At 41.3% G+C, this 15101-nt stretch carries 14 protein-coding genes; 2 read left to right on the top strand and 12 right to left on the bottom strand.

Translation table 11 applies throughout. The features are described from left to right. Window positions 1-31: 31 nt before the first annotated feature. The 12 genes from LXL81_RS14710 to LXL81_RS14765 form a co-directional block, all read right to left on the bottom strand. Complete coding sequence (locus tag LXL81_RS14710) at window positions 32-1525, bottom strand: sugar ABC transporter ATP-binding protein (RefSeq protein ID WP_234647556.1); 1494 nt, start codon at window positions 1523-1525, stop codon at window positions 32-34. A 357-nt stretch (window positions 1526-1882) separates the two neighbouring features. Further along, the gene (gene tnpA / locus LXL81_RS14715) at window positions 1883-2167 is read right to left on the bottom strand and encodes an IS200/IS605 family transposase (protein WP_234647557.1); all 285 of its coding nucleotides are present in this window, start codon (window positions 2165-2167) and stop codon (window positions 1883-1885) included. Window positions 2168-2417: 250 nt separating this feature from the next. Then, window positions 2418-3578 carry a Gfo/Idh/MocA family protein gene (locus LXL81_RS14720; protein WP_234647558.1) on the bottom strand — a complete coding sequence of 387 codons (1161 nt, stop codon included), beginning with the start codon at window positions 3576-3578 and terminating at the stop codon, window positions 2418-2420. Window positions 3579-3610: 32 nt separating this feature from the next. Further along, window positions 3611-4645 carry a sugar phosphate isomerase/epimerase gene (locus tag LXL81_RS14725; protein WP_234647559.1) on the bottom strand — a complete coding sequence of 345 codons (1035 nt, stop codon included), beginning with the start codon at window positions 4643-4645 and terminating at the stop codon, window positions 3611-3613. A gap of 147 nt (window positions 4646-4792) precedes the next feature. Continuing rightward, complete coding sequence (locus LXL81_RS14730; RefSeq protein WP_234647560.1) at window positions 4793-6010, bottom strand: hypothetical protein; 1218 nt, start codon at window positions 6008-6010, stop codon at window positions 4793-4795. A gap of 46 nt (window positions 6011-6056) precedes the next feature. Continuing rightward, window positions 6057-7106 (bottom strand): aldose 1-epimerase family protein, encoded by a 1050-nt coding sequence (locus tag LXL81_RS14735; protein ID WP_234647561.1) that lies wholly within the window; start codon window positions 7104-7106, stop codon window positions 6057-6059. 86 nt (window positions 7107-7192) lie between these two features. Beyond that, window positions 7193-8011 (bottom strand): alpha/beta fold hydrolase, encoded by an 819-nt coding sequence (locus tag LXL81_RS14740; RefSeq protein ID WP_234647562.1) that lies wholly within the window; start codon window positions 8009-8011, stop codon window positions 7193-7195. A 78-nt stretch (window positions 8012-8089) separates the two neighbouring features. After that, window positions 8090-8917, bottom strand: coding sequence for a sugar phosphate isomerase/epimerase (locus tag LXL81_RS14745; RefSeq protein ID WP_234647563.1), 828 nt, complete (start codon window positions 8915-8917; stop codon window positions 8090-8092). Between the two features lie 97 nt (window positions 8918-9014). Beyond that, the gene (locus LXL81_RS14750) at window positions 9015-9866 is read right to left on the bottom strand and encodes a sugar phosphate isomerase/epimerase (RefSeq protein ID WP_234647564.1); all 852 of its coding nucleotides are present in this window, start codon (window positions 9864-9866) and stop codon (window positions 9015-9017) included. A 65-nt stretch (window positions 9867-9931) separates the two neighbouring features. Continuing rightward, the gene (locus LXL81_RS14755; RefSeq protein ID WP_234647565.1) at window positions 9932-10705 is read right to left on the bottom strand and encodes a DUF1080 domain-containing protein; all 774 of its coding nucleotides are present in this window, start codon (window positions 10703-10705) and stop codon (window positions 9932-9934) included. 178 nt (window positions 10706-10883) lie between these two features. Further along, window positions 10884-11795: an NAD(P)/FAD-dependent oxidoreductase gene (locus LXL81_RS14760; RefSeq protein WP_234647566.1), complete on the bottom strand. Its 912-nt coding sequence runs from the start codon at window positions 11793-11795 to the stop codon at window positions 10884-10886. Between the two features lie 70 nt (window positions 11796-11865). Then, a complete protein-coding gene (locus tag LXL81_RS14765; protein WP_234647567.1) occupies window positions 11866-12420 on the bottom strand; it encodes a TetR/AcrR family transcriptional regulator in 555 nt (184 codons plus the stop codon). A gap of 251 nt (window positions 12421-12671) precedes the next feature. Between LXL81_RS14765 and LXL81_RS14770 the strand changes: the two genes are divergently transcribed. Together LXL81_RS14770 and LXL81_RS14775 are read left to right on the top strand one after the other, a co-directional pair. Continuing rightward, the gene (locus LXL81_RS14770) at window positions 12672-12959 is read left to right on the top strand and encodes a 2TM domain-containing protein (RefSeq protein ID WP_234647568.1); all 288 of its coding nucleotides are present in this window, start codon (window positions 12672-12674) and stop codon (window positions 12957-12959) included. Window positions 12960-13122: 163 nt separating this feature from the next. Then, complete coding sequence (locus tag LXL81_RS14775; protein WP_234647569.1) at window positions 13123-15093, top strand: sialate O-acetylesterase; 1971 nt, start codon at window positions 13123-13125, stop codon at window positions 15091-15093. The last annotated feature ends 8 nt before the right edge of the window (window positions 15094-15101 follow it).

Raw genomic sequence — 15101 nt, forward strand, 5'->3', positions numbered from 1 at the left:
AAAACAGTCGTTATCTTGTTAACAGGTTAAATCAATGCACCGCATATGACATTATTGATTCCGCCGTCGCCTCTTCTCTTGACAAAATGGCTTTCTGAATTCCTTTTGATAAAACAAGAATCCGGTCGCTCATGCCTAAGATTTCCGGTAGTTCAGAAGAGATCATAATGATCGAGATTCCCTCCGCGGCCAGGTTATTTATCAGTTTATATATTTCAAATTTTGCCCCAACATCAACCCCACGGGTAGGTTCATCCAGAATAATGATTTTTGGAGAAGCTGCCAACACTTTGCCAATAACCACTTTTTGCTGATTTCCTCCACTCAGATGTGTAACCTTTTGATTACGACTTGAAGCTTTAATTTTCAGTTCATTGATCATCTGATCTGCTGCTGTAATTTCTTTTTGATTATCAATGAATATCCCGCGGCAATGTTCGGATAAACTGCTTAATGTAAGATTTTGCACGACCGATAGTTGAGGAATAAATCCCAATTTTTTCCGGTCTTCACTTACATATCCAATTCCCTTGGTCACCGCATCCTGGGGTGACGTTATATCAACTTCTTCGCCGTTTATTTTTATTACACCACTATCGGCCTTTGATAAACCATAAATTGCTTCTGCAATTTCAGTCCTGCCGGCACCCATAAGTCCGGATATTCCAAATATTTCTCCTGCATGGACGTCAAAACTGATGGCTGAAAACTTTCCTTTTTTACCCAGATTTTTTATGGAAAGTGCAACGTCGCCTTTTTGTATTAATGGTCCAGGAAACATGTTATTTATTTCTCTTCCTACCATCATCGCTATCAGACTGTTTTTATCAAGCTCAGAAGCACTTTTGGTCGCGATGTATTTTCCATCCCGTAATACCGTTATGGTATCACAAATTTCAAATATCTCGTCCATCTTGTGGGAGATGTAAATAATAGCAACGCCTTTGTTTTTTAGCTCTCTTATTATTTTAAAAAGTGTTGAAACCTCTTTGTCCGAAATTGCAGATGTAGGCTCATCCATTATAATAACCTGTGCATTATTTGAAACTGCTTTTGCAATTTCGACCATTTGCATCTGCGCAACACTCAGGTATTTCATTTTGACCTTCGGGTCGATCTCAATGCCGAGTTGTGTTAGAAGGTCCGCAGCTTTTAATGCAATATTCTTATCGTTCAGCCATCCGGTTTTATTTTGGAAAACTTCTTTTTCGCGGCCTAGAAATATGTTTTGGGCAACAGTAAGTTCCGGAATAATTAAGATTTCCTGGTGAATCATGGAAATTCCCATTTTAGAAATTTCGCTTACGGTTTTACTTTTTAGTAAATCTCCATCAAAAATTATTTCCCCGGAATCCGGACTCAATAATCCAATCAGGATTTTCATGAAGGTGGATTTTCCAGCGCCGTTCTCTCCCATCAATGCATGCACCTCCCCTTTTTGTAATGTTAACTGCACAACATCCAATGCCTTAATCCCGGAGTAGGATTTGGTCAGGTTTTTGATCTGGAGGATGGGGTGGGTCATGGGTTGGGTTTAATTCTAATAAATCCCTAATAGTCCCGTGGCGATGCCCCGGGCTGAGATATGACGCCCTTTCAGGGCTACAAATTAATTAGCCCTGAAAGGGCGTTATATTTTAGGATGGGGTATCGCCCTACCGCTTCGGGACAATTTCGACGAACCGACCGGACCATATATTGTTATGTTCTCATATCAATCCCAAACATATCGTTCATCATATTCCATATTATATTTGCGCAAAAAGCCCCGGTACTCATCCTGAAAATTCTTGTTCTCGTGATGCAGTTTTTGATTAGTAATGTATTTTACAACAATCTCTAAATCAGAAGAATTGACGGAAAATATTCCGTACCCATCCTGCTAATAAAAACCTTCATATTCCTTTCCTTTTGTCTTGATCCACCTGGAAGAATTCTTTTTTATTTCTTCCAAAAGTTTCATGATAGATATTTTTCGTGACATGACACACAAAATATGAATATGATCCACGTAACCACCAACTTGTATTGGTATGCATTCAAATTTGTTACAAATCCCTCCCAGATATCTGTGAAGTTCGTTTTCAATTTTATCGTCAATTAAAGGCTGACGGTATTTGGTACTGAACACAATGTGTGTGCATACTTTTGCTAATGATTGTGACATGTGTGTATATGTTTATGGAATGTGTGTATGGAATAATGCATTGGTACATTGGCGAATTGATGCATTAACGTATTGATACATTTTCGATCATGAATAGAATAGGGCGTTGCCCTATCCTAAAATATAATGCCCTTTCAGGGCGTCGATAATCGCTAAACCCTGAAAGGGTTATTAATTTAGCATAGGGCACCGCCCTATGCCTGTATGGCGATGGTCAACGGCAATAGCACCATTTGTCCCAAAAATTCCATTATCCCTCCCATTCAACCCCGGTATCCTTCCAGCTTTTCGAAGCCGCAGAATCCAGTACAGCTTCACAAACCTTCTGAGTTTCCAAAGCATCTTTAAAAGTCGGGCTGCAATCCTTACCAGTTTGAAGACTTTCAAAGAAATCAGCTACCTGGTGGATGAACGAATGCTCGTAACCAATGCTCGTTCCCGGAATCCACCACCTTTTCATGTAAGGCTGATCGCTATCAGTAACCAGAATAGATCTCCAACCGCGAACGATAGAATCATCCGAATGATCGAAATATTCAAGACGGTTCAGATCATGTAAATCCCAGCGAATGGAGGCATGTTCACCATTAATTTCGAAAGTATAAAGCGCCTTATGCCCTCGTGCATAACGTGTTGATTCAAAAAGTCCTAATGAGCCATTATCAAAATGACAATGAAAAATACAGGCATCATCGATACCAACCTTTTGCACCTGGCCGCTTTCCTGATGTACACGTTCCTTAATAAAAGTCTCCGTTACGGCAGAAACATCCTTGATCCCACCATTGATCCACATGGCAGTATCAATACAATGCGCCAGCAAATCACCGGTAACACCAGAACCAGCAGCCTCAGCATCTAAACGCCAGGTACCAGTTCCACCCTGCGGAACGTCCGGATTGATTGTCCAGTCCTGAAGGAAATTGGCACGGTAATGAAAAATACGTCCAAGTTTACCAGAATCTACAATTTGCTTGGCCAAAGTCACAGCAGGAACGCGTCGGTAGTTATACCAGACCGTGTTTTTCACACCCGCTTTTTCAATGGCATCCACCATGTTCTGTGCTTCTGACAAAGTTCTTGCCAATGGTTTTTCACACAAGATCATTTTACCGGCAGCCGCAGCAGCGATAGCAATTTCTGCATGCGTGTCGTTGGCTGTGCAGATATCAACCGCGTCAATATCTTCCCTGGCAATCACCTTTTTCCAGTCTGTTTCAAAAGATTCGTAACCCCATTGTTCTGAAAAGGCTTTTGCTTTTTCGGCATTACGTGAACAGGCCACTTTCAAAACCGGAGTATATTCCAGTTCAGGGAAAAAGTTATCAATTCTGTTATATCCATTGGAATGCGTACGGCCCATCAAACCGGTACCGATCAATGCTATTCTGAGTTCTTTCTTATTTGACATAATGTAAAATGCGTTATTTTTCAATGTTATCATTAAGCCTCATACCAGCCATGTGCCGTGCGAACATTAATCATAGCCGCAAGGATATCATTCCAGGTTTTCTGATTGGTCATAATTTCGTTCGGGAACATACAGCCATCCCAGCAAATATGACGGAAAGCCTTTGTCAGTTCACCGTTTTCGTCACGAAGCCAGTATCCTGCATCATGCGTGATATCCAGTTTTCCATTGGGATCCGTAGCCAGACAATGACGTCCGGTTTTATCATGAGATCCTGTTCCATGAACAGTTCCATCATTTTGTGCAACATGAAAATCCAGAGTCCAGGGACGAAGGGCAACGGTCATTTTCTTAAGACCTTCTTCCAATGTTGCACGGTCGCTCCATTCAAAATCAACAGGAAGCACACGGTCTTCAGGACGGTTATAACCTAACAGATAAAGGAAGGTATGAGACATATCCGCCTGGAAACCGATATTCGGGCGATCAACCTGCTCCATTGTGTCGATCATCGTTTTCCAGCTCTGCATACCACCCCAGCAGATTTCACCTTCTGCCGCCAGTTTTTCGCCATATTCAGCTGCTACATCACAGGCTGACCTAAAAGTTTCAGCGATAAGTTTGGTATTATTTACCGGATCCAAGGCCCAGTCTTCTGGTTTGCTTGAAGAATCGATACGAATAATTCCATTCGGACGAATGCCCAGTTTTCTAAGTTTCTGACCAAAAATGGAGGCTTTTTTCACCTGCAAAACAAATTCGTCACGGGCTTCTTTATTGCCCATTGCCGAGCCGCTCCATATGGGCGCAACCAGACTGCCGATTTCAAGATTGAGTCCTCCAACCTTGTCAACCAGTTTTTTGATTCCGTCATCACTCATATCCAGATCAATATGAGGATCAAAAAGACCTATGTCGATACCATCAAATTTTACACCGTTCACCTCAGCAGCGGCCGTTTTTTCAAGCATCGTATCAAAAGAAATGACAGGCTCTGAATCGGAGCCTTTTCCAACAATACCCGGCCAAGTGGCATTGTGTAGCTTGGGATAATTATTTTCTGGCATGGTTTAGTAGATTTTAGCGATTAGCTGTAAGCTATCAGCTCACAGTTTATTCAAAACACATAATAAAATATTTTAAACTTTACGATTGACAATAAGCAACTTGGTCTGATACATCAAACTAAAAGCTGATTCCCAATAGCCAAAAGCTTATTCCAGAATTAAATCAGGATTTAAAGGACCAAAATGTTTCAGGATCACAATCGGGTCATTAGCCGAAGGATTACTGATTACAACACCTTCCTGTGCCGCTTTTTCAGTTACAAAAAATTCGTCATTTGTTAATTGACCGTAGCGAATCAGCGCTGGCGTTTCAATATCCCAAGCACCTAACTTGCCATGTCCCTGCATCACGATCATTCCGTAAGCAGCTGCATCAGTAATGGTAACCGTCTGTCCCGGAAAAACTGTTAGTTCCTTCGCACTGTAAGCCTCGTTTTTATAACAAATCCAGTTTTCACTGTATCCTTCTGCCGCCATCTCTGCGACATCTTTTACCGGCTTGGGGCGCATAAAGTGTTTTTCCATCAAATTAGGATTCACATTCAGATCCCAGTCAATCACCTCCATTAACAGGTCATAATCTCCAATTCTGTCTTTCGGCGTTCCTTTCCAAAGCAATTCCTCAGGTATAATCGCTTCATTAACAAGCGATTGGTACATTGCAAAAATATCCGATGCTTTTTGCGGTTCATAGGTACACAAACTGCCGGGAGCATGCAACATGCCGGGAGGAACATCCCATCCTGTTCCGGGTTCCAGACGAAACGCCTGCGAGTAGTTCGTGATCTTATTATCACCCTTCGTGAAGTTCATCAGACATTCTTTTATCTGTTCTTTCGAGGTGCCGGGAGCTATACCAATGAATGTGTATGGAAAATCGCCGCCGTGGTTATTGAGCTGTGGTGGAAAATAATATGCTTCCGGCTTTCCGTTCTGACCAACCATTGCGGCGTGCTCATCTCTGTGATGAATATGATGAGGCAATGGGCCCATGTTATCGAAAAACTTGGAATACATCGGCCAGCTCTGGTATTCATCCCAAAGACGATCTCCTATTATTTCGCCTTTCAGCTCATTTACCGCGTCCTTCAATGTTACTTTTTGAACACTTGACTCATCTTCAAAAACGATCTGACTCAAACCTTCGTTTTCGCCGGTAAGCGGACCGTTCTCAGCTGGTGTAGTTGATGAAAGCCAACGTTCGTCAATACCGCCGCGTTCTCCACCCAAAACATAATAATCGTCCGGATGTAGTTTTATTCTTCTGCCAGGCACACAAAACGATCTCGGCACCCAGGTCGGGGCCAGACGCAATATTCCTTTTCCTTGCTCTAATGCCTTTTCAGCTATACTTGAAAGTCCCATTGTTTTATTTTGAAAATTTGGTTTAGTTATAATCTGTTAAAAACTCCTATATCGTTACTGGGCTGTTTAATACTTCCAGTTCGAGGTCGTAGTGTTTGCTTTCTCCGGGCTCAATAAATATGAGCGACCCGTTTTCTCTTGCTTTTGCTTGTCCGATCAATTGATTTGTAGCTGGTTCCAGGCCAGTTACGTACTCGCCCTTTCCCCAGTGTTGCCAGTTTGCAAACCATGGCAATTGTTCCTTTTTAAATTTGATCAAAGCGGAAATCCCGATTTTACAATTTGATAATCCGCATACACTTTGGCCCTGATCATCCGATTCAATATCAACCACAACAACTTCTTCTCCACCACCGGAATGATCATTAAGCGGTGCCTGACATTTTTTAAAATCATTTCCTTCCCTGAAAATTTTAGCATTTTCTCCGCTGTTCGGATACCATTTCCCTTTCCAGAGAATATCCGTTCCTTCATCTGCGAGCGGCCAGCCAAAATTGAAATGGTAAAGCAGCATATGTGGCGAAGGCGTATTTGCCTTGTTGATCACCTCATCATGAATATGGATTACAGATTTTCCGAGCGTTGCAGAAATAGTTCTTTTTAATTCCAGATTTGGGCCAAAAGGTTTTGTTTCACGGATAATGCCGGTTATACTCATTTCCAGATTTCCCATTCGTGGGTCTGGCTGTACTATTGAAATAATTTCCGCCGGCGTATTACTGATTTGACCGTGTAAACCTCTTTCACCAAATTCATCAGATTCAGGACCGCCAAAATGCGTAAGTCCGCAGGTTGTCAACAGGCCCCCGCCGAAAGTTTTTAACCAATTGATACCCTGATCAGAAAACGGCTGCGGATAAGTAATTCCCCCATGACTAAGCCAGGCCAGACTATGCTGATTATAAAAAGCATCCGCAATATCCATAGCACGATCTATCACGACTTTGAAGCGCAGACCGGTCCCGGTATTGATCCAGGCAATTCTTGTCCCTCGCCCTGCACCGTTGTCTATCACCGAAGTTTCGATCCCGCCGATCTGCGCATGATTGGATATTTTATCCTTCCAGTCCTGATTTATTTCAACGGTATCCTTCATTTACTTTTATTAATTAAAAATATTATCCTAATTGAAAATAAACATAATAAACCTTTATTATTCCAATTTTTAATGTCTGGTTTAACTTAATTATCTAATAGCCAGTTTCTGACCCTTGGATTGAAATCGGCAGTATTTTCAAAATGGAATGCGTGACCAAGATTTTCATATAGAAAAAGTTCGGCACCCGGAATGCCATTGGCGACTTCCTCAGCCATCCAGACTGGCGTGAAAATATCCTGTCGGCCTCCTATCACCAAAGTCGGTTTATCAATTTTACCCAAATCTGCCAGCGCATTATGGTTGATACAAGCTGCCGCCTGCCCTTCCAGTCCGTGAAGTGGTTGTGGAAATGAATTGACACCGTCCTGCTTCCGTCCGATTTCCAGCTCTTCATGTTTTTCCGGATTATCCCAGGTTGATTTGGAGAAAATAAGCAGCTGGATGTATAAGCTAAATTCTTCCGGCCGGAAACGTGCTTTGGAATTCATAATATGCTGAAACAACGATTTCGCATAATTGTCGCAACGCGCCCAGGGACACATCAATACCAAAGATTGCACTTTGTCCGGATGACGAATGGCGAGTTGCTGCGCAATCGTACTTCCCATTGAACAACCTACCACTTTTACTTTATCAATTTGAATCGCGTCCAGCATACCAGCATAATCATCTGCCATTTGCTCAGAAGAGTATGGACCAGACGGTTTATCGGAAAGGCCTACACCACGATTGTCGCCAATAATACATCTGAAATGATACTGCCAATCCGCCAGATGAACGTTCCAGACGGAACCGGGTGCTGTAATGCCCATGATCAGCAATAAAGGCGTTTCGTCCGGAGAAACTCCTGAACCGCGCTCTTCATAATGAAGCTGTATTCCGTTTGTTTTTATTAAAGGCATTTGTTAGCTTTTCGCGGTTAGCAATTCTAATTCGAACTTTTTAATTGGTCAGATATTTTTTCCAGCGATAGCTAACAGCTATGTAAGTTGAGGAATCAAATCTTCCTGAATCCATTTTCCGTCATGTAATGTTACGAAATCGGGGTCTTCAAGGGCCTCTGAACCTTCGTCTTCACAGATAATCCAGCCCTTATAATTGATATCTTTTAACCATTGTGTTACACTCAGAAGGTCAACTTTTCCTTTACCCATCAATGCAAATTCCGGATTTCCATCCCAGTCTTTGAAATGAACATGATTGATCAGGGATTGATATTCCTTCATTTTTTCCAAAGGATCCATACCTCCGTTGATGATATGACCAACGTCAGGAGTCCATCCTGTTACGGTTGTATCCAAAGATTCCAGTACAATTTTGTAATCTTCTTCGGTGCGAATAATGGAACTATGCGGAGAATTAGGATGATAACTGCAAGGCACACCTTTTTCTGCTGCTCTGGCGGAAACCCGGTTTACAATATTCACCATACTTTTCTGACGTTCAGCCAGGTTATGGCGGCCCGTTGGTATTTGAACTGTATTTAAGATTGCACCCGGAAATTTTTGTAAAACGCTGATAGCATGATCGGCCACTTCTCTTTCACGTTCCGTTTCTTCGGCTTCATTCCAGTCCAGAGCCAATGCAAGCGCAGCCAGCTCTATTCCCTGTTCTTTAAGTTTTTCTTCCAAAAGTGAAGGGTCAATCAAATCGCCCATCCAGGTAAAAATAGGTTGTATTCCGCTAAAACCTGCTTTGGCAATTACCTCGATCATATGTCCCAAACGGCCCTGATGCGTCTGGCCATTGTTACTCATAAACCATGTATAAACCTCAGAACCGAAACGAAATGGAAGTTTTTGTGACATTTATTTTTTAGCTATTAGATTCTAAATAATTCACGAAATCCCGGGGGCGATGTCCCGGGCTAAAATATGTAAGTCCGTTTGACTTTAGATTTTTGGATTATAGATTATGTTTATGGCTCATTTCTTTAATGAAACTATATCCTTTTTCTGCAATGTCCCATGGATCAGAAAATTCTCTCCAGACACCGATGGCGTTGGCAAAATCAGGATCGTTTCTGGAAAAAGCTTCGATGGTAAGCCAGCCCTGGTAATTTATTTTAGCTAATGAGGAGAATGCGTTATCCCATAAAACCTGTCCTTCTCCGGGCGTCCCCCGATCATTTTCGCTGATATGTACATGCGCTAATACCGGAGCAATCGTATCAAGTGCTGATGCGTAACTTTTCTCTTCAATGTTGGAATGATGCGTATCAAACATCGCTCTTACATTGGGATGATCAGCTGCTTTTACCAGTTTTAGTAATTGCTCCATCGTATTACACAAATAACATTCGAAGCGATTCAAGGCTTCAAGTGCAAAAACGATATTAGCCTGAGCCGCATATTCCGCAGCGGCATTCAGTACTTCACCGGCAAGGGCATATTCCTGTTCAAGCGCGGGGCGATTTACAAAAACGGTATGTGCAGAATGAAAAGGACCGCAAATAATCTTTGCATTCAATTCATGCGCCCTGTCAACACCCCATTTCATTTTGTCCAACGCCTTTTGACGAATTTCAACAGAATCACTGATAGGATTATCATCCTTGCCCATCGTCATCACCGTTGTTGTTTCCAGACCAACATCACGGGTATAATCGCCCATTCTTTTGTATGCGGCTGTATCCTGAGAGCCCAGATAAAATTCTACGCCGTCGTAACCGATATTTTTCAACCTGTCAATAATGGGGAACAGATCATCAGACACAGTTGCCGTCCAGGCAAGCACATTAAATCCTATTTTATTCATAATCAAATAGCTATTGGCATTTAGCGGTTAGCAATAAGCTGCTTCGCTATTTTAGATCAAAACCGTTATTGTTTAATACGGATGTCTCTGTATTCAACTTTCATCGGCGGTCCAACATGAACCTGTACACCTAAAAGGCCTTTTGATTTCCCGTTTACTGTGTCTTTATCGGTAACATCGCTCATCAATACACCATTAATATAATGCTGCAAACGATTTCCTTTCACAACCAGATGGAATTCATTCCAATCCTCACTCTTAATTTTGGTTTTTAATTCATCCGTTGTTCCCAGAGAGCCTGTCACGGTTCTGCCCAGCCATGCATTGTTTTTTAGATTTGCTTTAAAAGCCTCTTCCGACTTATCCGTTGGCTCATTAACCGTAACAATTTCACCTCTGTAAGCCAATGTAGTACGTTTTCTTTCTTCGTAATTCTGGCCTGTGTAACGGTTTGCTCCGTCAATATCTGCCTGGTATCCCCTTAAAGCGTTAGGTACATCGGCAACTTTATCGCTGCGGTAGTTTATTCCTGAGTTACCTTTTTCAGTAATTTTAAATGAACCCTTTAACTCGAAATCGCCCGGTTCGCCGTCTTTCCATATAATAAAAGAGTTTGTTTTCAAAAGCGTTTCAGGTGTGATTTCACCAACCAGATTCCCATTTTCTACGCGCCAGTATTTGGTATCACCTTCCCAGCCTTTTAAACTTTTGCCATCAAAAATCTGTACGAATCCTTTTTCCTTTTTTTGGGCCATTACCGGGTTTTGAATTAAAAGGAATTGGGTAACTAAGGTAACCACGAGGGTTAACCCAACGGTGAATCTAAATCTGGATCTCATTTTGAATAGCATTTTGTACGATTTTGACTTTTGAATGATTAAATACCTTTATAATTCTTATCTAACAAGACATAATTTATATCTCTTACTCTTTAAAAAGAGGAAATTAATATCCAAAAATTCCTAAAATAATCGACCGTACTATCCTGTACTAACCTGCTTGGACAGATTTTCAGGTTTAAAGACTGTAATTGTCCTCAATCATCTCATGATTTAAAAATGCCCCGGCGACTGTTCCTGCCGCTACGGCAGACGACACTGATCGTAATCTGGATGTATTATCACCGGCGGCATAGACTCCGGGAATCCCTGTTTTACCAAACTCATCAGCCTGTATATGACCCATTTTATTAATTTCACATCCCAGCTTTTCCGGAATATTGGTGTGCTGGACAAAAGGAACCCGCGCATATAAGGCATCAATCTTCCGGACAGATCCGTCTTTAAAGATAATTTCTTTCAGATAGCCATTTTCATGAACCAGCTCAGCCACCTCCTGTTCCACGATTTGGAATCCCGGAATTAGAATTTTATCAAATGGTTTTTTGTCAAAAATTGCTTTTCCGTTTGTAAATAATGTCAATTCCTGCGTCCAGTTACCAATGAGTTTTACGAAGTCAATTGCATGATCATCGTTTGCCAGAATACCGGTTGTTTGTCCCTTATATTCATAACCGTGGCAGTATGGACAATGTATTACAGAAATTCCCCAGCACTCTGTAAAACCCGGAATTTGCGGTAAAATATCTTTTATACCCGTTGAGAAAAGGATTTTCCTGGTTTTGAAAGTTTTACCCGCCATAGTTTTTACTAAGAAATTATTATCAGTACCTGAAATATCAATAACAAAATCACTTTCAAACTGCACCGTTGGGTATGTAAGAACCTGACTTCTGGCAATCGCTGAAATTTCTGCCGGTGTGCTTCCGTCCTGTGTCAAAAAATTGTGAGAGTGTGGCGTTTGTCTGTTGCAGGGCTCGCCTGCATCTATGACGAGCACACTTCTGATTGCGCGGCCCAATGCCATAGCAGCCGATAATCCGGAAAAACTTCCACCCACAATGATTACATCAAAATTTATATTTTCCATTTTGTTATTAAAAGTTTGTCCTAAATAATTAATTTATGTCTCAAATTTGAGACATAAAAAAGCAAATTTTTTAAACCAAAATTCCCTTGCTTAAAGAAAACCAGGCAAATTTTTTAATATTAACTTTTGCCACATTTCCCGATTTTTCAGAGTTGATCGCTGCTGTAACAATCCCGGTACAAAGCATTTCAACCCATTCAACAGACAATTCCGTTGTAATAAGATTTTTTCTTTGCAGTTCTTCAATCGTCATTCTAAACTTATTAAAGGTCACATCGTATTTTGAGCAATTCTCATCTTTGGCCGTATGGTTATGATGATCGTTATTATGCATTCTGTGCAGGAAAGAGAATTTCACTCCGCAGTCAATTGCTGCGTACAGCATATTTTCAAACCGCTCCAACGGCTCCGGAAAACTTGTGTAAACAACGTCAATCGCTTTCCTGCAACTTTCTTGCATAGCGGCATGACAGGCTAAAACAAGATCCTGACGGTCTGTAAAATAACGGTGTAATGTTCGTCTGGTAACTTCCGCTTTTTCTGCAACAATTTCCAGAGGGGCGGACAGATCCTCATTAAAAATCTCAATTGCTGCATCCGTTATTTTTTGTCGGGTATTTTTCATTTCCATTGTTTTATTTACAATAATATGACTTATTTCTCAAAAGTGTGACATTTTAAATTAAATAAAATGCTATTGTGCTTATATCGCAGAACTGTCGTAACACTTAATACTATTTTTTTGCCAGTCTATCCAGATAATAATTGACTTCATCGGAATCGTGAGAAGCAATATAGAGTGGAGACTTACTTTTATATCAATCAAAAAAAATGAAAACAGATCTTTCAGTCTATAACATCAAAACCTCATATAAAATGGAAACCTCACGCAACGAATTTCTTTGGAGAAAAGCCAGAAAAAGAGCGGCTTTTAAAAGACATTTACAAAATTATCTGATCGTAAATGCCGGGCTCTGGGTAATTTACGCACTGACGCTTTTCCAACCCTGGGGTAATCAACATCAAATATATCCCTGGCCTGTTTGGCCGATGCTTGGCTGGGGAATAGGCTTGGTTTCGCACTATTTATCAGCTTATGGAAATTCCGACGAGCGCAGATCAACAGAAATTGAATACGAAAAATTGATTCGTGACCAAAGATAATGTTTGCTTTAAATGTCTAAAACCTGATATCCAATGTCAGGTTTTCTTTTTGTGTCATGACTAAACAAAAAAATTTAAACTGATTTTAATTTCAGGTATTTAAAACCTGGGTATGTTGCAACCAGGATTTGCTTTAAAGGGAACAATCAGATTTTAAAAATAAATGAAAAGAATAATTTTATTCCTCTTTCTAATCTCTGGAACCAGCAGTTTTGCTCAAATAAAACTTGCGCGACTTTTTTCAGATCATGTGGTATTGCAACGTCAAAAACCGATTCCGGTATGGGGATGGGCGAAACCGAAGGAAAGTGTAACAGTAACACTGGCAGGACAAACCATCAAAGCCAAAGCGGACACTTCCGGGAAATGGATTGTGCGTTTTGCACCACTTGAAGCTAGTGGCCCATACCAGATGACTGCCGTTGCAAAATCGGGAAAAGCTTCGGTTCAGGATATTTTGATTGGTGAGGTATGGCTATGCTCCGGGCAGTCGAATATGGAATTTAAAGTGCAGCAGGCGGATCATTATGACGAGGAAAAAAAGAATGCCGACTTCCCCAAAATCCGTCATTTCGCAGTGGATCGTGAAGTTACCATGCTTCCGCAAAAAGATTTAAAGAGTGGGTCCTGGGAAATTGCATCCTCTGAAACGGTTGGAAATTTCACAGCGGTGGGCTTTTTCTTTGCAAGAGAATTATATCAAAAACTAAATATCCCCATCGGTATTCTGCATTCTTCCTGGGGAGGTTCGCAGGTTGAAGGCTGGATAAGTAAAGAGGGAATGCTTGGCAGCGATGTCCTGAAAGACTATGCACAAAAGATGCCGACAACCTGGGAAGAAGCGGATAAACAAATTGATGCTAAACTAAGAAATCAATTATTTAAGGACCCCAAAATTAATCCAACGGCTGCTGACGAAGCGAAATATACAGAAGTAGGTTACGACTTTTCAAAATGGCATAAAACAGATAGTCCAATTGGCCAATGGGACTGGAAAGGAATCTGGGCTTTTCGGGGTAATGGTTTTATGGCTCGAATTATTTCGATTCCAACTGATATCGTTTCACAAAAAACGATTCTGGCTTTGGCAGAAAATGATAGTCAGAATGCCATTTATATCAATGGAAAACAGGTGAGCAGCGGAATAATAAAAGGTGTCAGAAAAATTGAAATACCTGCCAATACCTGGAAGGCCGGTGATAATAGTCTGGTAATAAAATTCGGGAATTTGATCGCATCGCCCTGGTATGGGCTTGGCCTTCAAGGTTCTCCCGACGACCTGTATGTTGGTACTGAAAAGCAAAAAATCAGTATTGCAAAAGATTGGTTTTTAATGACTTCTTTTGCTGACCAGCATAGTTACATGCATTCGAGCAACAATGTGGGAACAACCATTTATAACGGGATGATAGCGCCGCTGATCCCTTTTGCAACGAGAGGAACCTTGTGGTACCAGGGAGAATCGAACGCCGGAAGAGCTTATCAATACCGCGAAAGTTTCCCCTTACTAATTAATGACTGGCGTCAAAAATGGTCAGTTAACGGAAAGCCGGGCGACGAATCTTTTTATTTTGTACAACTTTCCAGTTTCGGTAATGACCAAAGCAGCAACAAAGGCAGTGGCTGGGCGGAACTCCGTGAAGCGCAGACAATGACTTTAAAATTGCCAAAAACCGGAATGGCCGTGACCATCGATGTTGGAAATGCAAAGGATATACATCCAACCAACAAACAGGATGTTGCCCACCGGCTTGCAAGCAATGCACTGAAACTGGATTATGGCCAGAATATCGAGTATAGTTCCCCCATGTTTGATACGGTAACTTTCAGCGAAGGAAAAGCAACCGTGAGCTTTAAATTTGCCGGCAGCGGATTGATAGTTAAAGATAAATACGGCTATCTGAAAGGATTTGAAATTGCCGGAGAAGACAAGGTTTTCTATTATGCGAAGGCTGAAATATTGGGAAACACCGTCATCATTTATCATCCAAAAGGAGTAAAACCTGTTTCTGTTCGTTACGCCTGGTCAGATGCGCCTGTGGAAGCAAATTTGTACAACTCAGAAGGTTTTCCGGCAAATCCGTTCCGGACAGATTCATGGCCTGGAATAACAGAGGGAAAGAAATTTGAATAGAATTTATT

The organism is Dyadobacter sp. CY356, assembly GCF_021440195.1.
In the GTDB taxonomy this organism is placed as follows: Bacteria; Bacteroidota; Bacteroidia; order Cytophagales; family Spirosomataceae; genus Dyadobacter.